At 68.6% G+C, this 20739-nt stretch carries 15 protein-coding genes; 6 read left to right on the top strand and 9 right to left on the bottom strand.

Annotated elements, in window-relative coordinates; genetic code table 11:
* Nucleotides 1-55 precede the first annotated feature (55 nt).
* Both FOB47_RS13585 and FOB47_RS13580 read right to left on the bottom strand, forming a co-directional pair.
* Nucleotides 56-1420, bottom strand: coding sequence for a replication-associated recombination protein A (locus FOB47_RS13585; protein WP_053823012.1), 1365 nt, complete (start codon nucleotides 1418-1420; stop codon nucleotides 56-58).
* A gap of 162 nt (nucleotides 1421-1582) precedes the next feature.
* Entirely contained in the window at nucleotides 1583-2623 is a 1041-nt protein-coding gene (locus tag FOB47_RS13580) for an ABC transporter ATP-binding protein (RefSeq protein ID WP_390884816.1), read from the bottom strand.
* Nucleotides 2624-2831: 208 nt separating this feature from the next.
* Between FOB47_RS13580 and FOB47_RS13575 the strand changes: the two genes are divergently transcribed.
* Nucleotides 2832-4520, top strand: a complete 1689-nt coding sequence (locus FOB47_RS13575; protein WP_174781310.1) for an ABC transporter permease — start codon at nucleotides 2832-2834, stop codon at nucleotides 4518-4520.
* 168 nt (nucleotides 4521-4688) lie between these two features.
* Nucleotides 4689-5423, top strand: coding sequence for a hypothetical protein (locus FOB47_RS13570; RefSeq protein ID WP_226994831.1), 735 nt, complete (start codon nucleotides 4689-4691; stop codon nucleotides 5421-5423).
* 33 nt (nucleotides 5424-5456) lie between these two features.
* Here the strand turns inward: FOB47_RS13570 and FOB47_RS13565 are convergent, their stop codons facing one another.
* The 4 genes from FOB47_RS13565 to FOB47_RS13550 all read right to left on the bottom strand — a co-directional run bounded on the left by FOB47_RS13565 (nucleotide 5457) and on the right by FOB47_RS13550 (nucleotide 10231).
* Nucleotides 5457-6512, bottom strand: a complete 1056-nt coding sequence (locus FOB47_RS13565; protein ID WP_053821258.1) for a Fe(3+) ABC transporter substrate-binding protein — start codon at nucleotides 6510-6512, stop codon at nucleotides 5457-5459.
* A 179-nt stretch (nucleotides 6513-6691) separates the two neighbouring features.
* Nucleotides 6692-7123, bottom strand: a complete 432-nt coding sequence (locus FOB47_RS13560) for a hypothetical protein (protein ID WP_144425748.1) — start codon at nucleotides 7121-7123, stop codon at nucleotides 6692-6694.
* Nucleotides 7120-7776: an outer membrane lipoprotein chaperone LolA gene (gene lolA / locus FOB47_RS13555; RefSeq protein WP_151022162.1), complete on the bottom strand. Its 657-nt coding sequence runs from the start codon at nucleotides 7774-7776 to the stop codon at nucleotides 7120-7122. The genes FOB47_RS13560 and lolA overlap by 4 nt, the downstream gene beginning before the upstream one ends.
* 133 nt (nucleotides 7777-7909) lie before the next feature.
* A complete protein-coding gene (locus FOB47_RS13550) occupies nucleotides 7910-10231 on the bottom strand; it encodes a DNA translocase FtsK (RefSeq protein WP_151022164.1) in 2322 nt (773 codons plus the stop codon).
* Between the two features lie 184 nt (nucleotides 10232-10415).
* Between FOB47_RS13550 and trxB the strand changes: the two genes are divergently transcribed.
* Nucleotides 10416-11363, top strand: coding sequence for a thioredoxin-disulfide reductase (gene trxB, locus FOB47_RS13545; protein ID WP_174781309.1), 948 nt, complete (start codon nucleotides 10416-10418; stop codon nucleotides 11361-11363).
* 300 nt (nucleotides 11364-11663) lie between these two features.
* The gene (locus FOB47_RS13540) at nucleotides 11664-12362 is read left to right on the top strand and encodes a Smr/MutS family protein (RefSeq protein WP_053821257.1); all 699 of its coding nucleotides are present in this window, start codon (nucleotides 11664-11666) and stop codon (nucleotides 12360-12362) included.
* Between the two features lie 50 nt (nucleotides 12363-12412).
* Here the strand turns inward: FOB47_RS13540 and glnK are convergent, their stop codons facing one another.
* Both glnK and FOB47_RS13530 read right to left on the bottom strand, forming a co-directional pair.
* Complete coding sequence (gene glnK, locus FOB47_RS13535; protein ID WP_006578394.1) at nucleotides 12413-12751, bottom strand: P-II family nitrogen regulator; 339 nt, start codon at nucleotides 12749-12751, stop codon at nucleotides 12413-12415.
* A gap of 81 nt (nucleotides 12752-12832) precedes the next feature.
* On the bottom strand, nucleotides 12833-14950 hold the full coding sequence (locus FOB47_RS13530; RefSeq protein ID WP_244959420.1) for an NAD(+) synthase: 2118 nt from the start codon (nucleotides 14948-14950) through the stop codon (nucleotides 12833-12835).
* Between the two features lie 167 nt (nucleotides 14951-15117).
* Between FOB47_RS13530 and FOB47_RS13525 the strand changes: the two genes are divergently transcribed.
* Nucleotides 15118-16338 (top strand): GNAT family N-acetyltransferase, encoded by a 1221-nt coding sequence (locus FOB47_RS13525; RefSeq protein ID WP_244959419.1) that lies wholly within the window; start codon nucleotides 15118-15120, stop codon nucleotides 16336-16338.
* Between the two features lie 203 nt (nucleotides 16339-16541).
* On the opposite strand, the gene alaS is transcribed toward FOB47_RS13525, so the two are convergent.
* Complete coding sequence (gene alaS / locus FOB47_RS13520; protein ID WP_174781307.1) at nucleotides 16542-19166, bottom strand: alanine--tRNA ligase; 2625 nt, start codon at nucleotides 19164-19166, stop codon at nucleotides 16542-16544.
* 350 nt (nucleotides 19167-19516) lie between these two features.
* Between alaS and FOB47_RS13515 the strand changes: the two genes are divergently transcribed.
* Nucleotides 19517-20737 (top strand): CaiB/BaiF CoA transferase family protein, encoded by a 1221-nt coding sequence (locus FOB47_RS13515; RefSeq protein WP_174781306.1) that lies wholly within the window; start codon nucleotides 19517-19519, stop codon nucleotides 20735-20737.
* Nucleotides 20738-20739: the final 2 nt, after the last annotated feature.

The raw sequence follows: 20739 nt of genomic DNA, 5'->3' as shown, positions 1-20739 counted from the left end.
CTGCACCGCGGCAGGGCCTGGCCGCGATGCCGGCCCGCGGCGCCGCTAGCCGCGGCTAGCCCCCGCTATCGTCGGCCTTGCTCCCCTTGCCCGCCGGCTGGCTCTTCTGCCGGCGATGCCAGGCCTCGTCCAGCTCGCGCAGATGGCGCAGCTTGTCGCCGATCTTGCCTTCGAGGCCGCGCGGCGTCGGCTGATACCAGCCCTGCGCCTTCAGGTCGTCGGGGAAATAGTGCTCACCGGCGGCATAGGCTTCAGGCTCGTCGTGCGCGTAGCGGTAGGCGTGGCCGTAGCCGAGCTCCTTCATCAGCCTGGTCGGCGCATTGCGCAGATGGACCGGCACGGCGCGCGACTTGTCCTTGGCGACGAAGGCGCGCGCGGCGTTGTAGGCGTTGTAGCCGGCGTTCGACTTGGGCGCGACCGCGAGGTAGATCAGCGCCTGCGCCAGCGCCAGCTCGCCCTCGGGCGAGCCCAGGCGCTCATAGGTCTCGGCCGCGTCCAGCGTCATCCGCGCCGCGCGGGGATCGGCCAGGCCGATGTCTTCCCATGCCATCCGCACGATGCGGCGCGCCAGATAGCGCGGGTCGGCGCCGCCGTCCAGCATGCGGCAGAACCAGTACAGCGCCGCGTCAGGGTCGGAGCCGCGCACCGACTTGTGCAGCGCGCTGATCTGGTCGTAGAACGCATCGCCGCCCTTGTCGAAGCGGCGCAGGTTCTCCGACAGCGCGCTGCCGAGCAGCGCCTTGTCGATCGTCTGCGCGCCGGCGGTACGCGCGGCCCGCGCGACGATCTCGATATTGTTCAGCAGCTTGCGGCCATCGCCGTCGGCGGACGACACGATCAGCTGCAGCGCCTCGTCGTCCCACGCCAGGCCGCCCAGCGCGTCGCTGGCGCGCAGGGCCAGCTGGCGCAGTTCGGCATCGTCCAGGCTCTTGAGCACATAGACCGCCGCCCGCGACAGCAACGCGCCATTGACCTCGAATGAGGGATTTTCGGTGGTCGCGCCGATGAAGGTGAACAGGCCGCTTTCCACATGCGGCAGGAAGGCGTCCTGCTGGCTCTTGTTGAAGCGATGGACCTCGTCGACGAACACCAGCGTGCGGCGCCCGTGGGCGCGGTATTGCTCGGCACGCTCGACCGCCTCGCGGATATCCTTGACGCCCGACAGCACCGCCGACAGCGCGATGAACTCGGCATCGAAGGCATCGGCCATCAGCCGCGCCAGCGTGGTCTTGCCGACGCCGGGCGGGCCCCACAGGATCATCGAATGCGGCTCGCCCGATTCGAAGGCCACGCGCAGCGGCTTGCCCGGGCCGAGCAGATGCTGCTGGCCAATGACCTCGTCGATATTGCGTGGGCGCAGCCGTTCGGCCAGCGGTTGGCGGGAAGCGTCGGAAGGTTCGGAAAACAGCGTGTCCGGCACGGTGGTCAAGGCTTGGGTTTCAGTGCGGGCGGTGCGCAGGTCGCGATGCTGGTGTCGGTGCACGTCTCGGTGCACGTCTTTCCGCAGGCCGCGCGGCCGGCCAAAGCGCCAGTGTAGTGCATCCGTACGCGGTGCCGCCCGGCGGGGATCGGGCTCGCCGCGCTAGCGCGGAAACGCCACCACGTCGTCGACCTCGACGCGGATGCCGATCCAGTCGCCGACGCCGTGGTCGTGGTGCGACGGCGCCAGCGACAGCACCCTGCCGCCGCTGGCCAGCCGCAGCGTGTAGAGAATCTCGGCGCCGCGGAAGGCCTTGTGCAGGATCTGCGCGCGCAGCGCGCTCGCATCGTCGTGCAGGATGTCGTCGGGGCGGATCAGCACGTCGACCTCGGCCACGCCGGGCGCCAAGGCGAGGCCGTCGCGGCTGTGCAGCGTGCCCAGTTCGCAGTCAAGTTGTCCCGGCGCGGTGACGCGGGCGGGCATCAACACGCCCTGCCCGATGAAATCGCCGACGAAGCGCGTGGCGGGCTTGTGATAGAGCTGATGCGCCGTGCCCCACTGCTCGATCGCACCGGCGTGCATCACGCCGATCTCGTCGGCCATCGCGAACGCTTCGAGCTGGTCGTGGGTCACCAGGATCGCGGTCGCGCCCTGGGCCTTCAGGATCGCGCGCACCTCCAGGCTCAGCCGCTCGCGCAGGTCCACGTCGAGATTGGAAAACGGCTCGTCGAGCAGCAGCAGCTCGGGCCGCGGCGCCAGCGCGCGGGCCAGCGCCACGCGCTGCTGCTGGCCGCCGGACAGCTCGTGCGGGAAGCGCGCGCCGGCGCCCGCCAGACCGACCAGCTCGAGCACTTCGGCGACACGCTCGCGCCGCGCCTGGCGGCTGTCACGATGCAGGCCGAAGGCGACGTTGTCGGCCACGCTCAGATGCGGAAACAGCGCGTAGTCCTGGAACACCATGCCGACGCGCCGCCGTTCAGGTGGGACCGACAGGCCCGGTGCCGATACCAGTTGCCCGTCCAGCACGATGCGCCCGGCACGCAACGGCTCGAAGCCCGCGATGGCCCGCAGCACGGTGGTCTTGCCGCAGCCGCTGGGACCGAGCAGGCAGCCGATGCTGCCGCGCGCCAGCGAGAACGACAGGTCGTCGATCACGATCTGGCTGTCGAAGCCGTGGCGGATGTGCTCGACCTCCAGCACCAGATCGGGCGGCACGCTGGCTGGGGCGGCAGCCGCGACGGCGCCGGGCCGGGGCGAAGCGGTGGGCGCGGCAGGCGCGGCGGGAGGCGCGGTGTCGAGATCGAAGGCGGACATGCGAATCATTATAAGTATCAGCAACGCGGGACCGGCGATTGTTAGAATGCCCGAGCCGCGCCGCCCGCGGCACTTTCTTCCCAGCCGATCGCCGCGCATGTCCCTGCTCCATCCCGCCCGATTGCCCGATCACGACCATGCCGGTGTGGCACGGCGTGGACGGCGGCCGGCGGCCATCCATCCGCTGTCGTTCGCGGCGGGCGTGGTGGCCCTGCTGATCGCAGTGCCGATCCTGGTGGTGGCGGCCAGCCTGCTGACGCCGAGCACCGAGACCTGGCATCACCTGGTCGACACGGTGCTGGCCGAATACGTCGCCAATACGCTGTGGCTGCTGGCCGGCGTCGCCATCGGCGTGCTGCTGCTCGGCGTGCCGACCGCCTGGCTGGTCTGCACCTATCGCTTCCCGGGCCGCAGCCTGATGGAATGGGCGCTGGTGCTGCCGCTGGCGATGCCCGCCTACGTGATCGCCTACGCCTATACCGACGCGCTGCAGTTCGCCGGCCCGGTGCAAAGCTGGCTGCGCGCACTGACCGGCTGGGGCGCGCGCGACTACTGGTTCCCGGACGTGCGGACGCTGGGCGGCGCGATCGTGCTGTTCTCGCTGGTGCTCTACCCCTACGTCTACCTGACCGCCCGCGCCGCCTTCCTGCAGCAGACGCTGAACACGCTGGAGGCGGCCCGGCTGCTCGGCCACGGGCCTTGGCGCAGCCTGTTGCGCGTGGTGCTGCCGCTGGCGCGCCCCGGCATTGCGGCCGGCACCGCGCTGGCGCTGATGGAGACGCTGGCGGATTTCGGCACCGTCGCCTATTTCGCGATCCCGACCTTCTCGACGGGCATCTATCGCGCCTGGTTCTCGCTTGGCGACAAGAGCGCGGCCGCGCAGCTGTCGGCCTGCATGCTGGCCTTCGTGATCGCGATCCTGGTGGCCGAGCGGATCTCGCGCGGCAAGGCCCGCGTGCATGGCGGCCAACGCCGCGCGCAGACCTATCGGCTGACGGGCTGGCACGGCTGGGCCGCGCTGGCGGCGTGCGCGCTGCCGGTGCTGCTGGGCTTCCTGGTGCCGGCGCTGATGCTGTTCGAGATGGCCTTCACCGACGGCGACGCGCAGTTCGGCCCGCGCTTCATCGGCCTGGTCCGCAACAGCTTCCTGCTGGCCAGCGTTACCGCGCTGGCCGCGGTGCTGATCGCGCTGGCGATCGGCTATGCCGGACGGCTCGGCCGCGGCTGGCCAATGCGGGCGCTGCTGCGGGTCTGCGGCATGGGCTATGCGCTGCCCGGCTCCGTAATCGCGGTGGGCGTGCTGGTGCCGGTCGCGCGGCTCGACAATGCGATCGCCGGCTGGATCCAGCAACTGACCGGCGCGTCGCCCGGCCTGCTGCTGACCGGCGGCATCGCGGCGCTGGTCTACGCCTATCTGGTTCGCTTTCTCGGCGTCGCGCTGCAGACGGTCAACGCCGGACTGGCCAAGATCACGCCCAGCATGGACACCGCCGCGCGCAGCCTGGGCCACGGCCCCGCCGCGACGCTGCGCCGCGTGCATCTGCCGATGCTGCGCGGCAGCCTGCTGACCGCGGCGCTGATCGTCTTCGTCGACGTGATGAAGGAACTGCCGGCGACCTTCGTGATGCGCCCCTTCAATTTCGACACGCTGGCCGTGCAGGCCTACAACCTCGCCGCCGACGAACGGCTCGCCGAGGCCGCCACCGCCTCGCTGGTGATCGTGCTGGTCGGGCTGATTCCGGTGATCGTGCTGTCGCGCCAGATCCGCCGCAGCGCGCAGGACTGAGCGAGCGGCGCGCGGGCCGTAGGCAGCGTGCCTGCATGGGGTGCAGGCGCGCCGGTCCGCTCTCCATGTCGAGCTAAAGCCCGCCGCGATTTCGCCGATATCCCGTGAATGCCAAGCTGGGCCGCGCAAGCCGGCCCGCTTTCCTCGAACTCGATGGGCAGGAGTCGTATGCAAATTCGTTACCGGATGCTGGTCTTCAAGATGTCGCGCCTGGCCAGCCAGAACAAGCTGACGGCGGTGCAGGAGATCGGCTTCGCCACCGAACTCGCCGAACTGGTGGTCAAGGAAGGCATCGCCGAGCGGGTGGTGCAGGAACTGTTCGACGATGATCATCCGCAGCTGCGCCGCATCGCCGTCAATGCGATCCGCCGCACCGGGCGCTTCGACGTGCCGGGCCTGCAGTCGGCGCTGCTGCGCAGGTTGTCCGATGCCGAGCCGTGGCTGCGCCACGATGCGGTCTGGGTCATGCAGGAAGCGGCGATGGACGGCGGGCTGGTGCGCGCGGGGCTGCGCCGGCTGGCGGGCACCGTGCAATTGCCGCAGGACGCGGTACGTGCGAAGTCCAATCCCGGGGATGCGCTGCTGCAGGCCCAGGTGCGCGCACGGCAGGCGCTCGATGCCTTGCTGAAGAAGGATGCGCAGGCCGCGCTGGCGGCGCTGCGAGCCACGTTGGCGACGTTCGCCGCGCTGAATCAGGAGCCGTATGGCAGCGGCACGGTAGGCCAGATGAACCTGGCGCGGCGCGAACTGCAGCGCCGCATGGCCAGGCGGGCCTTGTCGAGCAGTACGCGGCTGACCTTCCGCCGCGTCGAGGGGCCGGACGGCAAGGCGGCCTTCGCGCAGACCGCGAGCACCACCAGGTCCGGCCAGACCAGTGACGACGCGGCCGGCGATCCGTCGTGAGGATCCGCGCCGGCCGCGCCCTTCAGCCGGCGATCACTTGAAGCCGGCCTTGTCCGCCAGCTTCTGCGCGACCGGCTGATACTTGCCGAGTTCGGCCACATTGATCCGGTCGGCCTTGAAGCTGCCCATCGCCTCCAGCGCCGGATTGCCGACCTTGACGCTCGGCACCACCGGCCACTCGTTGTTGCCGTTGGCGAAGTAGGCCTGGGCCTCGTCGCTGGCGAGATACTCCAGGAACTTGACCGCCGACTCCTTGTTCGGCGCGTGCTTGAGCATGCCGCCGCCCGAGATGTTCATGTGCACGCCCTGGCTGTCCTGGTTGGGCCAGACCACGCCGAGCTTGTCGGCCACCGCCTTGTCCTCGGGCTTGGTCGACTTCAGCAGGCGCGCGATGTAGTAGGTGTTGGAGATCGCCAGATCGCATTCGCCCGCGGCCACGGCCTTCAGCTGGTCGGTGTCGCCGCCCTTGGGCGTGCGCGCCAGGTTGGCGACGACGCCCTGCGCCCAGCGCTCGGTCTTCGCTTCGCCGTCATGCGCGATCAGGCTCGAGATCAGCGACAGGTTGTAGACGTGGCCGCTCGAGCGCGTGCACAGCTTGCCCTTCCACTTCGGGTCGGCCAGGTCCTCATAGGTCTTGATGTCGCCCGGCTTGACGGTGTCCTTGTTGTAGGCGATCACGCGGGCGCGCGCCGAGAAGCCGAACCATTCGCCGTTGGGATCGCGGAAGTTGGCGGGGATGCGCGATTCGAGCACCTTCGATTTGACCGGCGCGAACACGCCGGCCTGCTGCGCCCGCCACAGGCGGCCGATATCGACGGTGATGAACACGTCGGCCGGGCTGTTGGCGCCCTCGCTCTTGATCCGCTCGAGCAGCGGATCCTCCTGGCCCTCGATGCGATTGATCTTGATGCCGGTCTGTTTGGTGAAGTTGCTGTACAGCGCCTCGTCGGTCTGATAGTGCCGGGCCGTATAGAGGTTCAGCACCTTTTCCTGTGAGCCCTGGGCCATCGCGGCCAGGGGAATCGACGCGGCGCTGGCCGCCATGGCGAGAGCTGCCGCAGCGGGCAGCAGACGACGAAACACGAACATGGACTCCTCCGGGCTTTGCGGTTCCGCCGCTGGCCGAATGTCAGCGGGCGAGCGCAAACAATAATGATTCCCGTTTTCGGCGTCAATGTCGGTTTCCCCGCGTGGAACGGCCGCGACAGGACTGCTCCACTGGCGGGAATATCACCAGGCCGGAATGGTCGCTTCGGCCTGGCACGCCCTCAGCCGCTGGCGCGAGACACCAGCGCGCCGACCGCGTCGGCCGGCAGCGGTCCGTGGCAGCCGCGTTCGCCGCCGCGCCGTTGGGTCACCAGCCAGACCCGGCCGGGCTGACCGGTCGGACGCAGCAGCCAGGCATCGCCGCGCGCGGCGCCCGGCAACTCCTCGAGCACGCCGCTGCGCTCGGACTGCAGCATCGTCGCGCAGTCGCGCGCGGAGGCGGCCGTGGCGGCGAGGAAATCCGCATTGGTCAGCACCTCGGCCAGCGTGGTGTCGGGCGCGCGCAGAAACGCGTCGATATCGAATTGCCGGCTCGGGGCCGCATTCCTGCCACCGGTGCATGCGCCCAGTGCCAGCAGCGTGGCCAGCGCCGGGCCGATCGCCAGACGCCCCCCCAATCGCAGCGCCGTGTGGCGCGAGGTGGCCGGCCTCATTGGCGGATCACGTCGGCGCCCTTGGGGACGCTGAAGCGGAAGGTGTCGGCCGGCAGCGACGGGTTCTTCTGCATCGCGCTGAAGGTCAGCAGCGTGGTGTTGCCGAACGCGTCGCGCAGCTCCATCGCTTCCAGGTTGCCGCCCTTGAAGCCGATGCCGATCCGCTCGAACTGGGTGTCCTTGGCCTTGGGCGTCAGCTCCAGCCATTCGACGCCGTCGCGGGTCGGGCCGTCCTTGACGACGAAGCTCTTCTCCAGGTCGTTGCTGCCGAACAGGATCGCCGCTGGGCTCGAGCCCAGCGCGGCGTCGAGCTTGCGCTCGGTGACCTGGTTCAGGTCCTTGTCGTAGATGTAGAGCGTCTGTCCATCGGCCTGCAGCAGTTGCTCGTAGGGCTTGGTATAGCGCCACGCGAATTTGCCGGGACGCGAGAACACGAAGGTGCCGCTCGAGGTGCCGGTGATGCGCATCGCCTCTCCCGTGCCCTTGACCTGGCGCTGCGTGAATTCGCCGCGTGCGCTCTTGACGGTAGTGACGAAGGTTTTCAGCTGATCGGTGGCGGCGGCTTGCGCGGTGGCCGGGGCCAGCGCGGCCCAGCCCAGGGTGGCGGCAGTGCCGACGGCGGCAAGTGCGGACGCCAGTACGCGATTAGGCATGCAATCGATCCTTGTTTTGGGTAAGTGTCCGGTTAGAGCCGGGGAGCGGCGCCGGATTCCGTCCGCGGGCGTCAGCAAGCGTGACACGCGTAACGGCATATTACCGGGCATGGGCCGGGGCGCCCGGCGCGCGCTATTCGTCGCGTGCGCCGCCGGCGGGCGCCAGGATGTCGCGATTGCCGTTGCCCGACATCGCCGACACCAGACCGGCCTTCTCCATGTCCTCGAGCAGGCGCGCGGCGCGGTTGTAGCCGATGCGCAGATGGCGCTGCACCAGCGAGATCGACGCGCGGCGATTTTTCAGCACGACTTCGACGGCCTGGTCGTACAGCGGGTCGGCCTCGCCGCCACCGCCGATGCCCGCACCGCCGCCCATGCCATCGACACCGATGTCGCCCTCGGCCAGCCCGCCTTCGAGAATGCCCTCGATATAGTTCGGCTCGCCGGCTTCCTTCAGCTTGTCGACCACGCGGTGCACCTCGTCGTCCGAGACGAAGGCGCCGTGCACGCGCACCGGCAGGCCGGTGCCCGGCGCGAGATACAGCATGTCGCCCATGCCGAGCAGCGTCTCGGCGCCCTGCTGGTCCAGGATCGTGCGCGAGTCGATCTTGCTGCTGACCTGGAACGAGATCCGTGTCGGCACGTTGGCCTTGATCAGGCCGGTGATCACGTCGACCGACGGCCGCTGCGTCGCCAGTACCAGATGGATGCCGGCCGCGCGGGCCTTCTGCGCAATCCGCGCGATCAGCTCCTCGACCTTCTTGCCGACCACCATCATCAGGTCGGCCAGCTCGTCGATCACGATCACGATGGTCGGCAGCTTCTCCAGCGGCTCCGGGGCATCCGGGGTCAGGCTGAACGGATTCGGAATCTTCTCCTCGCGCGCCGCCGCCTCGTCGATCTTCTTGTTGTAGCCGGCCAGATTGCGCACGCCCATCTTGCTCATCAGCTTGTAGCGGCGCTCCATTTCGCCGACCGCCCAGTTCAGCGCATTGCCGGCCTGGCGCATGTCGGTGACCACCGGGCACAGCAGATGGGGGATGCCCTCGTAGATGCTCATTTCGAGCATCTTGGGGTCGATCAGGATCAGCCGCACGCTGTCGGCCTTGGCCTTGTACAGCAGCGACAGGATCATCGCGTTGATGCCGACCGACTTGCCCGAGCCGGTGGTACCGGCCACCAGGCAGTGCGGCATGCGCGCCAGGTCGGCGACCACCGGCTTGCCGGCGATGTCCTTGCCGAGCGCCAGCGTCAGCTGCGAGGCGCTCTCGTTGTAGACCTGCGAGCCGAGGATCTCGCCCAGGCGCACCGCCTGGCGCTTCGGATTCGGCAGCTCCAGGCCCATGTAGTTCTTGCCCGGGATGGTCTCGACCACGCGGATCGACACCAGCGACAGCGAGCGCGCCAGGTCCTTGGCCAGGTTGACGATCTGGCTGCCCTTGACGCCGGTGGCCGGCTCGATCTCGTAGCGGGTGATCACCGGGCCCGGATAGGCGGCCACGACCTTGACCTCGACGCCAAAGTCCTTGAGCTTCTTCTCGATCAGCCGCGAGGTGAATTCCAGCGTTTCGGCGCTGACCGTCTCCTGCGACGCCGGCACCGGATCGAGCAGCGACAGCGGCGGCAGGTCGGCATCCTGCAGGTCGGCGAACAGCGGCTGCTGCTTCTCGCGCTCGACCCGTTCGTGCTTGGGCACCGCCTGCGGACGCACGATCTGCACCGGCGCGGCCTCCTCGATGCGCACGCGCTGGACCTCGACAGTCTCGGTACGCTCGACCTTGGCCGCCTCGCCGATGATGCGGTCCTGCTTGCTTTCGCGGCGCGCCTTGAAGCCGAGGAAGGCGGTCTCGACGAAGGCGCCGACCTTCTCGCAGACCGACAGCCACGAGAAATGGAAGAACAGCGACAGCCCGATCGCCAGCATCAGCAGCAGCAGCAGCGTGGCGCCGGTAAAGCCCAGCGCGGTCTGCAGCCAGCCGCCCAGCAGGTCGCCCAGCACGCCGCCGGGCGCGCGCGGCAGCGCCTCGCGCAGCGGATACATGCGGACCGCCTCGAGGCCCATGCTGGCGGCCAGCGTCAGGCCGAATCCGATCCAGCTGACCACCACGCCCTGGCGCGCCTGTTCTACCTGGTCGGGGAACTCGGCCGTCAGCATGCGCCAGCCGCGCCAGCAGCGGCGCACCAGCAGCACGCCGAGCCAGTAGGCGGAGAAACCGAAGATGAAGAACAGCACGTCGGCGAGCCAGGCGCCGACGCGGCCGCCGAGGTTGTGAATCTGCGCCACCTGGTTGGCGTGCGACCAGCCCGGATCGGCCTTGCTGTAGCTGGCCAGGATGCACAGGAAGGCCAGCGTCGCGGCCAGCAGCAGGAACCAGCGTACTTCTCCCAACAGCTTGCCGATGCGGGAAGGCAGGACGGAGGGATCGGTGCGGGTGGTCGTGGTGGTTCTGGCCATGCGGGGGTACGGATGGCGGCGCGGCACGGCGCCGTACGGAATTGCGGTGGCGGCATTTTACCTCCCCCGCAGGCTATCGCCGCCATTGGAATTTGCAACAATGCGCCAACGCCGGTCCACTTATAATGCGGGTTTTCGATTACCCATGCCGGCGCGCCATGCACGCCGGTCACAGGAACGCATCATGGCCAAACACGCGAAAGTGCTGATTCTCGGTTCCGGTCCCGCCGGCTACACCGCCGCCGTCTACGCGGCGCGCGCCAACCTGGAGCCGGTGCTGATCACCGGCCTGGCCCAGGGCGGCCAGCTGATGACCACCACCGACGTGGAAAACTGGCCGGCCGATCCGAACGGCGTGCAGGGCCCCGAGCTGATGCAGCGTTTCCTCGAGCATGCCGAGCGCTTCAAGACCGAAATCATCTTCGACCATATCCATACGGCCAAGCTGACCGAGCGTCCGATCCACCTGGTCGGCGACGCCGGCGAGTACACCTGCGACGCGCTGATCATCGCCACCGGCGCCTCGGCGCAGTACCTGGGCCTGCCCTCCGAGGAAAACTTCATGGGCCGCGGCGTGTCGGCCTGCGCCACCTGCGACGGCTTCTTCTACAAGAACCAGGAAGTGGCGGTGATCGGCGGCGGCAATACCGCGGTCGAAGAGGCGCTGTACCTGTCCCACATCGCCAGCAAGGTCACCGTGATCCATCGCCGCGACAAGTTCCGCGCCGAGCCGATCCTGGTCGATCGCCTCTTGGCGCGCGAGAAGGAGGGCCGCGTCGAGATCGTCTGGAACACCGTGCTCGACGAGGTGGTGGGCGACGAGTCCGGCGTGACCGGTGTGCGCATCCGCAATGTGCAGAGCGGCGCCACCGAGGAGCGCAAGCTCGCGGGCGTGTTCGTCGCGATCGGCCACAAGCCGAACACCGACCTGTTCGTCGGCCAGCTGGAGATGAACAACGGCTATATCGTGACCAAGAGCGGCCTGTCGGGCGACGCCACGGCTACCAACATCCCGGGCGTGTTCGCCGCCGGCGACGTGCAGGACCACGTCTACCGCCAGGCCATCACCAGCGCCGGCACCGGCTGCATGGCCGCGCTCGACGCGCAGCGCTACGTCGAAGCGCTGAAGTAAGTTTCGCTGCTCGCCTGCGGCGAGCGGCCCTCTCTCCGGTCCCTCCCGCAGGTGGGAGAGGGGCATACCGACGCCTCGGCTGCCCTCGGTTTCTCCCTCTCTCCCCTCCCTCTCTTGCGGGAGAGGAATCACCGGCGCCTCGACTGTCCGTGGGTTTTCTCCCCTCTCCCGCGCGCGGCAGAGGGGCCGGGGAGAGGGATCCCCACCGCTGCGCCCGCGCCACCTTCTGCCGCCGATCGTGTTACCTTGCCGGTTTCACGGTCTTGCCCGCCGCCACGCGGCGGTGCCGCTTTTCCCATCATGAAGCACGGTGCCAGCAAATCCGGCCGCCCTGCCGGTTCCTCCCCCACTCCCGCCCGTACCCGCCTTGGCCTCGACGACCTGGCACGGCTGCGCGACCAGATGAAGGCCGACGCCGAGCGCCGCGAGGCCGAGCGCCTGGCCGCCGAGGAAGCCGCGCGCCAGGCGGCGCTGGAAGCCAATGTGTTCCGCAACAGCATCGGCAATGTCCAGACATTGCGCGATCGCAACCGCGTGACGCCGCCCGCGCGGCGGCCCGAGCCGGTGCCGGTGCAAACCCGGCTCGACGACCAGGCGGTGCTGGCGGCCTCGCTATCGGATCAGTTCGATGTGGAAAACCTGCTGGAGACCGACGACACGCTGTCGTTCCGCCGTCCCGGCATCGGCAACGACGTGATCCGCAAGCTGCGGCGCGGCGAATGGGTGCCGCAGGACCGCATCGATCTGCATGGATTGCGACGCGACGAGGCACGGGAGGCGCTGGCCGAATTCCTGCGCCGATGCGTGCGGCGCGGCGTGCGCTGCGTGCGCGTGATCCACGGCAAGGGCAACGGCTCGCCCGACAAGCAACCGGTGCTCAAGGGCAAGGTGCGCAGCTGGCTGGTGCAGAAGGAGGAAGTGCTGGCCTTCGTGGAGGCGCGGGGCGCCGAGGGCGGCTCGGGGGCCTTGATGGTGTTGCTGCGTCAGCCGTACGCTTGACGGCTGTGGCCCCCCTCCCCCGGGCGGGAGAGGGGCAAAACCGGGCGGCCTCAGACCGCCGCTTCGTCCTGCTCGCCGGTACGGATCCGGATCACGCGCTCGATCTCGGTGACGAAGATCTTGCCGTCGCCGATCTTGCCGGTATGGGCGGCCTTGACGATCGCGTCCAGCACGGTATCGAGCTGGCTTTCGGCCACGACCACCTCGATCTTGATCTTCGGCAGGAAGTCGACCACATACTCGGCGCCGCGATACAGCTCCGTGTGGCCCTTCTGGCGGCCGAAGCCCTTGACCTCGGTGACCGTCAGGCCGGTCACGCCCACGTCGGCCAGCGCCTCACGCACTTCGTCCAGCTTGAACGGTTTGATGATGGCGGTAATTTGCTTCATGTCGGCCCCCTTTCTGTCGTGATTGGTTGATGCAAGATTCTAGCCCGCGCGGCGCGATGACGCGCCAAAGCGGGTTGGGGATCACCCCTTGTCGTGTCGATTGCCGGCCTGCGCCGCCGCCCCACCCTTGCCCCGGGCGTTCGGCGCAGCGGCGGTGTCCGGAATGCGGTCCAGTTCTGCCAGCCACGCGCTGGACTCGCTGTCGCTGGGCGCGCGCCAGTCGCCGCGCGGCGACAGCGAACCGCCCGAGCCGACCTTCGGCGCATTCGGAATGCACGAACGCTTGAACTGGCTGGTGCGGAAGAAGCGGTCGAGGAAGATCCGCAGATTGCGCTTGATGTCGGCCAGTTCGTACTGGTTGCGCGCGACATGGGCCTCCTCGGGCCACTGCCCCGCCTCGCGGTCGCCCCAGGCATGCAGTGCCAGGTAGGCGACCTTCGACGGCGTGAAGCCGAAGCGCAGCGTGTAGTACAGATTGAAATCCTGCAGCTCGTAGGGGCCGATCACGCTTTCGGTCTTCTGACCCGGCTTGTCGCTGGAATCGCCGGGCACCAGTTCGGGGCTGATATCGGTGCCCAGCACGTCGAGCAGCACCTCGCTGCCACCCGCACCGATCTGGCCCGTTTCGGCGACCCAGCGCACCAGATGCGAGATCAGCGTCTTCGGCACGCTGGCATTGACGTTGTAATGCGACATGTGGTCGCCGACGCCGTAGGTGCACCAGCCCAGTGCCAGCTCGCTCAGGTCGCCGGTGCCGATCACGATGCCGTTGTGGTGATTGGCCAGCCGGAACAGATGATTGGTGCGCTCGCCGGCCTGCACGTTCTCGAAGGTCACGTCGTAGACCGGCTTGCCGTCGGCGAACGGATGGCCCAGGTCCTTCAGCATCGCCAGGCAGCTCGGCCGGATGTCGATCTCGCGCGCGGTGCAGCCGACCACCTCCATCAGCCGCCTGGCCTGCTGCAGCGTGCGGTCGCTGGTGGCAAAGCCCGGCATCGTGAAGCCGAGGATATTGGCGCGCGGCAGTCCCAGCCGGTCCATCGCCTTGGCGCAGACCAGCAGCGCATGGGTCGAGTCCAGACCGCCGGAGACGCCGATCACCACCTTCGAGATGCCGGTGGCCGCCAGCCGCTGCAGCAGTGCCTGCACCTGGATCTGGTAGACCTCGTTGCAGCGTTCGTCGCGCCGCCGGCGGTCGGCCGGCACATAGGGGAAACGCTCGACGCGGCGTTGCAGCGGCAGATCGCGGTCCTCGTCGACACCGAGCACAAAGCCGACGGTGCGGAACTTCGCCACCTCGGCGGCATGGCGGCGCACCGAATCGCCGAACGTCGTCATGTGCATGCGCTCGCGCGACAGCCGCTCCAGATCGACGTCGGCGAAGATCATGTGCGAATCGTCGGCAAAGCGCTCCGATTCGGCCAGCAGTTCGCCGTTCTCGTAGACCAGCGCCTGGCCGTCCCAGGCGAGATCGGTGGTCGATTCGCCCTTGCCGGCCGAGCTGTACAGATAGGCGGCCAGGCAACGGGCCGATTGCTGCGACACCAGTTGATGACGGTAGCCGGACTTGCCGACCACGATATTGGACGCCGACAGATTGACCAGCACCGTGGCCCCCGCCAGCGCGGCGAACGACGACGGCGGGATCGGCACCCAGACGTCCTCGCAGATCTCGACATGGAAGCGCAGCAGCGGGATGTTCTCGACCTCGAACAGCAGGCCGGCGCCGAACGGCACGCTCTGGCCCAGCAGGTCGACCTGGTCGACCGTGGCGCAATCGGCCGCGCTGAACTGGCGCGCCTCGTAGAATTCCCAGTAATTGGGCAGGAAGCTCTTGGGCACGACGCCACGCAGCTGGCCGCCGGCGACCACCACCGCGCAGTTGAACAGCTGATGCTGGACCCGCAGCGGCATGCCGACCACCAGGGCGCACGGCAGCGTGCGCGAGGCCTCGACGATCTCGCCCAGCGCGCGCTCGCAGGCGTCGAGCAGGGTCTTCTGATGGAACAGGTCGTCGCAGCTGTACGCCGACAGGCCCAGCTCGGGGAAGGCCACCAGCGCGGCGCCGGCGTCGGCCGCCTGGCGGGCCAGTGCGATGGTCTGCTGCGCGTTGAAGACGGGATCGGCGACCTTGCAGCGCGGCACGCCGACTGCCACGCGCACGAAGCCATGGGAATACAGATTGAAGAATCGGCTCATCTCGAACACCCTTGTTGTGCGCAGGGCCGCATGGTGCCGGACCGATGCCAGGCGCAGCCACAGGCGATAATGCGAGTCGGCATCTGCCCCGCAACCACCCGCATCACCCCTTGTCGCCGCAGGTCCCATGGACCTCGGCAAGGCACACCGTGAAAGCAAGCAAGCCCATGCCATCCCACGCAGGCAGCGCCGCCATGCCGGCGGAGCGACCGGAGAATTATCGCACGCGTATCGTCGAGAACCTGGCCGACATCGCGCCGGCCCAGTGGGACGGCCTGCTGGCGCGGCAGCCCGGCCGCACGCCCTTCCTGCGCCATGCCTTCCTGCACGCGCTGCATGCGAGCGGCAGTGCCAGCGACGACACCGGCTGGAGTCCGCGCCATCTGACCTTGTGGAAGGACACCGCCGACGGCGAGCGGCTGGCCGCCGCGATGCCCCTTTACGCGAAGGCGCACTCGTACGGCGAGTATGTGTTCGACTGGGCCTGGGCCGACGCCTATGCGCAGAACGGCCTGGAGTACTACCCGAAGTGGCTGTCGGCGATTCCGTTCACGCCGGTGCAGGGCACGCGCCTGCTGGCCGAGAACGCGCTGGCGCGCGAACTGTTGCTGCAGGTCGCGCTGACGCTGGCCGAGCAGAGCCAGCTGTCCTCCCTGCATGTGCTGTTTCCCGACGACGCCGAGGCCGAGCTGATGCAGCAGGCCGGCATGATGATGCGCCACGGCGTGCAGTTTCACTGGACCAATCCCGGCTATCCGGATTTCGACGCGTTTCTCGCCACGCTGTCGCAGAAGAAGCGCAAGAACATCCGGGCGGAAAGGCGCCGCGTCGCCGAGGCCGGCATCGCGTTCCGCCATCTGCGCGGCAACGAGATCGGGCCCGATGACTGGCGGCTGTTCCATCGCTGCTATCGGCAGACCTATCGCGAACACCGCTCGACGCCGTATCTGAACCTGGATTTCTTCGAGCGCATCGGCGCGGCGATGCCCGAGCATCTGCTGATGGTGATCGCCCGCCGCGAGGGCCGTGACATCGCCGCCTCGCTGCTGGTCTACGACGACGATCCGGCGGTCAGCACGCTGTACGGACGCTATTGGGGCGCGCTCGAACACCATCCCTGCCTGCATTTCGAAACCGCGTACTACCAGCCGCTGGCCTTCTGCATCGAACAGGGGATCCGCACCTTCGAGGGCGGCGCGCAGGGCGAACACAAGATGGCGCGCGGCTTCCTGCCGGTCGCCACGCGCTCGGCCCACTGGCTCGCGCACCCCGCCTTTGCCGATGCGGTCGAGCGCTTCCTCGCGCGCGAACGCGCGGGAATCGATGCGTATCTGGATGAACTGAACGACAGGACGCCGTATGCGAGGACGGCGGGGGAGCCGGGCTAGCGCGGCCAGTGTGAGCGCGAAATAGCTCACGGCGGAGGTGTTCGCCCTCTCCCGCTTGCGGGAGAGGGGTCGGGGGAGAGGGAAACGCCGGTAGTGATGCCAGCGCCGTCAGCGCTTACGGACGCCCTTTTTCCTCTCCCGCAGCCCCTCTCCCACATGTGGGAGAGGGGAGCCAACCAACGGCAAGGCCGATCGTATCGACCTCAGACCTTCGCGGCCACCCACTCGCCCACGCCCGCCAGCGCCGCCGGCAACTTCGCCGGTTCGGTGCCGCCGGCCTGCGCCATGTCGGGGCGGCCGCCGCCCTTGCCGCCGACCTGCTGGGCGACGAAGTTGACCAGCTCGCCGGCCTTGACCTTGCCGGTCGCGTCGGCGGTCACGCCGGCGATCAGGCTGACCTTGCCGTCCTGCACCGCGCCGAGCACGATGGCCGCGCTCTTGAGCTTGTCCTTGAGCTTGTCCATCGTCTCGCGCAGCGTCTTGACGTCGGCGCCTTCCAGCTGGGCCGCCAGCACCTTCAGGCCCTTGACCTCGATCGCCTGGCTGGCCAGCTCGTCGCCCTGCGACGCGGCCAGCTTGCTCTTCAGGCGCTCGAGCTCCTTCTCCAGCGCGCGGACCTGGTCCTGCATCTGGCCGATGCGCGGCACCAGTTCGCTCGGCTGCGCCTTCAGCGCGGCCGCGGCCTCGTTCAGGCGCGCGTCCAGCGACTGCAGATAGTGCAGCGCGTTGTCGCCGGTGATCGCTTCGACGCGGCGGATGCCGGCCGCGACGCCGCCTTCCACCACGATCTTGAACAGGCCGATATCGCCGGTGCGGGCCACGTGGGTGCCGCCGCACAGCTCCTTCGAGCTGCCGATCGACAGCACGCGCACCTCGTCGGCGTACTTCTCACCGAACAGCGCCATCGCGCCGCTCTTGACCGCATCGTCGAACGGCATCAGCTCGGCGCCGGTGGCCTCGTTGCGCAGGATTTCGGCGTTGACGATCTCCTCGACCTCGCGGATCTGCACCGCGGTCAGCGGCGCGTTGTGCGAGAAGTCAAAGCGGGTCTTGTCGGCATCGACCAGCGAGCCCTTCTGCTGCACGTGGCTGCCGAGCACTTCGCGCAGCGCCTTGTGCATCAGGTGGGTGGCCGAGTGGTTGCGCATCGTGCGCGCGCGGCGCAGCGCGTCGACCTCGGCGGCCACGGTGTCGCCGACCTTCAGCGCGGCGCCGGCGAGCGTGCCCTGATGGCCGAACACATCGGCCTGCACCTTGGTCGTATCGGCCACCGCGAACACCGCCGCGCCGGCCCTGATCTCGCCCTGGTCGCCGGCCTGGCCGCCCGACTCGGCGTAGAACGGCGTGTGGTCCAGCACCACCACGCCGGTCTGGCCCGGCTGCATGGTATCGACCGAAGCGCCGTCGACGTACAGCGCGACCACCTTGGCGTCATTCAGCGCCAGCTTCTCGTAGCCGTGGAAGGTCGTCTTGGCGCCGGTATATTCGAGGCCGGCGGCCATCTTGAACTTGCCGGCGGCGCGGGCCTGCTCGCGCTGGCGCGTCATCGCGGCGTCGAACGCGGCCTCGTCGACCGAGACCTGCTGCTCGCGGCAGACGTCCTGCGTCAGGTCCAGCGGGAAGCCGTAAGTGTCGTGCAGCTTGAACGCGAGCTCGCCGTCCAGCATGGTGCCGCCCTTGGCCTTCAGGTCGGCCAGCGCCGCATCGAGAATGCTCATGCCGTTCTCGATGGTCTCGAAGAAGCGCTCTTCCTCGGCCTTCAGCACCTCGACCACGCGCGGCTCGGCCTCGGCCAGCTCCGGATAGGCCTCGCCCATCTGCGCGACCAGGTCCGCCACCAGCTTGTGGAAGAACGGCGTCTTGCGGCCCAGCTTGTAGCCGTGGCGGATCGCCCGGCGCACGATCCGGCGCAGCACGTAGCCGCGGCCCTCGTTGCCCGGGATCACGCCGTCGACGATCAGGAACGAGCAGGCGCGGATATGGTCGGCGATGACCTTCAGCGAGTTGTTGTTCAGGTCGTCGACGCCGGTCTCGCGCGCGGCGGCGCGGATCAGCGCCTGGAACAGGTCGATCTCGTAGTTGCTGTGCACGTGCTGCAGCACCGCGGCGATCCGCTCCAGGCCCATGCCGGTGTCGACGCAGGGCTTGGGCAGCGGCGTCATGTTGCCCTGCTCGTCCCGGTTGAACTGCATGAACACCAGGTTCCAGATCTCGATGTAGCGGTCGCCGTCCTCTTCGGCCGATCCCGGCGGGCCGCCCCAGACCTCGGGACCATGGTCGTAGAAGATCTCGGAGCACGGGCCGCAGGGACCGGTGTCGGCCATCTGCCAGAAGTTGTCGGACGCGTAGCGCGCGCCCTTGTTGTCGCCGATCCGCACGATGCGCTCGACCGGCACGCCGACTTCCCTGGCCCAGATGTCATAGGCCTCGTCGTCCTCGGCATAGACCGTGACCCACAGCTTTTCGGCCGGCAGGTTGTAGACCTTGGTCAGCAGCTCCCATGCGTACTGGATCGCCTCGCGCTTGAAGTAGTCGCCGAACGAGAAGTTGCCCAGCATCTCGAAGAAGGTATGGTGGCGCGCGGTATAGCCGACGTTTTCCAGGTCGTTGTGCTTGCCGCCGGCACGCACCGAACGCTGCGACGAGGTCGCGCGCGAATAGGGCCGCTTGTCGGTGCCGAGGAAGACATCCTTGAACTGCACCATGCCGGAGTTGGTGAACAACAGCGTCGGATCGTTGGCCGGCACGAGGCTCGACGAGCGGACCACGGTATGGCCCTTCGATTCGAAGAACTGCAGGAACTTGCTGCGGATGTCGGAGACTTTCATGTTTGGGGGCAAGGCGTCCCCGCATGGACATCGCAGGGCGCAGTCGGATTGGATTTGCAAACCGTTGATTATACGGGGAACGCGGCCGCAACGGCAGGCTGGGCCGGCGCTGGCGGGCGGTCCGCGGCGCCGTCCGGGGGCATGCGCGGCACGGAGGCAACACCGCTGCCGGGGTCCGCGGATGTGCGTCCGGCGACCCGCCGGTGGTACAGTGCTGGCTGTCCGGGCCGGGGCGGCCCCGCCCGCCTGCGCGCCTGTGCCGGCCGGTGCCGCCGGTTCGTTCGGCCGGCGATTCGCCGCCCTGCCCGATTCGTCGTCCCGCTGCCTCACCGCTACCGCCTGATATTCCCATGGGAGCCTTAAGCCACCTCCGCGTTCTGGACCTGACCCGCGTGCTCGCCGGGCCCTGGTGCGCGCAGAACCTTGCCGACTTCGGCGCCGACGTGATCAAGATCGAACGGCCCGGCGCCGGCGACGACACCCGGACCTGGGGCCCGCCCTGGCTGCAGGACGAGTCGGGCCGCGACACCGCCGAGGCGGCCTACTACCTCGCCGCCAACCGCAACAAGCGCTCGGTGACCTGCGACATCAGCACGCCCGAGGGCCAGCAGCTGGTACGCGAACTGGCGGCGCAAAGCGACGTGGTGCTGGAGAACTACAAGGTCGGCCAGCTGAAGAAGTACGGCCTCGACTACGAATCGCTGAAGGCGGTCAAGCCGGACCTGATCTACTGCTCGGTGACCGGCTTCGGCCAGACCGGCCCCTACGCCGCCCGCCCGGGCTACGACTTCATCATCCAGGGCATGGGCGGCTTCATGAGCCTGACCGGCGAGCGCGACGACCTGCCCGGCGGCGGGCCACAGAAGGCGGGCGTGGCGATCTCCGACCTGATGACCGGCCAGTACGCGACCATCGCGGTACTGGCGGCGCTGGCGCACCGCGACCGTACCGGCGAGGGCCAGTACATCGACATGGCGCTGCTGGACGTGCAGGTCGCCATGCTGGCCAACATGAACACCAACTACCTGGCCAGCGGCGTCGCGCCGAAGCGCTGGGGCAATGCGCACCCGAACATCGTGCCGTACCAGACCTTCCAGGCGGCCGACGGCTGGATCATCGTCGCGGTCGGCAACGACGGGCAGTTCCGCAAGTTCGTCGAGGCCGGCGGCAGGCCTGAACTATCGGCCGATCCGCGCTTTGCCACCAATCCGCAGCGCGTGGCCAACCGCGACACGCTGGTGCCGATGCTGGCCGAGATGGTCCGGCCGCGCACGCGCGCGCAGTGGATCGCCGATCTGGAAGCGGCCGGCGTGCCGTGCGGCCCGATCAATACGCTGGATGACGTGTTCGAGGACGCCCAGGTCAAGGCGCGCGGCCTGCGCGTGGACCTGCCGCACCCCAGCGCCGGCGAGGTCAAGCTGGTCGGCAGTCCGATCAAGATGAGCGCCACGCCGCCGCAGGCGGTCCGCCACCCGCCGCTGCTGGGCGAGCACACCGACGCGGTGCTGGGCGAGATGCTCGGCTATACGCCGGAGCGCATCGCCGAACTGCGGGCCAAGGGCGTGCTGTGACG

The sequence above is a fragment of the Cupriavidus gilardii genome (assembly GCF_013347325.1).
GTDB lineage: Bacteria > Pseudomonadota > Gammaproteobacteria > Burkholderiales > Burkholderiaceae > Cupriavidus > Cupriavidus gilardii.
Note: the sequence above shows the minus strand (reverse complement) of the source record. Positions and strands in the feature narration are given on the sequence as shown.

What these genes read in the sequence shown, in the direction of transcription:
- FOB47_RS13525 (WP_244959419.1), top strand. Translation starts at nt 15,118, where the DNA reads ATGCCATCCCACGCAGGCAGCGCCGCCATGCCGGCGGAGCGACCGGAG.
- FOB47_RS13560 (WP_144425748.1), bottom strand. Translation starts at nt 7,123, where the DNA reads ATGAGGCCGGCCACCTCGCGCCACACGGCGCTGCGATTGGGGGGGCGT.
- FOB47_RS13565 (WP_053821258.1), bottom strand. Translation starts at nt 6,512, where the DNA reads ATGTTCGTGTTTCGTCGTCTGCTGCCCGCTGCGGCAGCTCTCGCCATG.
- FOB47_RS13530 (WP_244959420.1), bottom strand. Translation starts at nt 14,950, where the DNA reads ATGAGCCGATTCTTCAATCTGTATTCCCATGGCTTCGTGCGCGTGGCA.
- FOB47_RS13515 (WP_174781306.1), top strand. Translation starts at nt 19,517, where the DNA reads ATGGGAGCCTTAAGCCACCTCCGCGTTCTGGACCTGACCCGCGTGCTC.
- FOB47_RS13540 (WP_053821257.1), top strand. Translation starts at nt 11,664, where the DNA reads ATGAAGCACGGTGCCAGCAAATCCGGCCGCCCTGCCGGTTCCTCCCCC.
- glnK (WP_006578394.1), bottom strand. Translation starts at nt 12,751, where the DNA reads ATGAAGCAAATTACCGCCATCATCAAACCGTTCAAGCTGGACGAAGTG.
- trxB (WP_174781309.1), top strand. Translation starts at nt 10,416, where the DNA reads ATGGCCAAACACGCGAAAGTGCTGATTCTCGGTTCCGGTCCCGCCGGC.
- lolA (WP_151022162.1), bottom strand. Translation starts at nt 7,776, where the DNA reads ATGCCTAATCGCGTACTGGCGTCCGCACTTGCCGCCGTCGGCACTGCC.
- FOB47_RS13570 (WP_226994831.1), top strand. Translation starts at nt 4,689, where the DNA reads ATGCAAATTCGTTACCGGATGCTGGTCTTCAAGATGTCGCGCCTGGCC.
- alaS (WP_174781307.1), bottom strand. Translation starts at nt 19,166, where the DNA reads ATGAAAGTCTCCGACATCCGCAGCAAGTTCCTGCAGTTCTTCGAATCG.
- FOB47_RS13550 (WP_151022164.1), bottom strand. Translation starts at nt 10,231, where the DNA reads ATGGCCAGAACCACCACGACCACCCGCACCGATCCCTCCGTCCTGCCT.
- FOB47_RS13575 (WP_174781310.1), top strand. Translation starts at nt 2,832, where the DNA reads ATGTCCCTGCTCCATCCCGCCCGATTGCCCGATCACGACCATGCCGGT.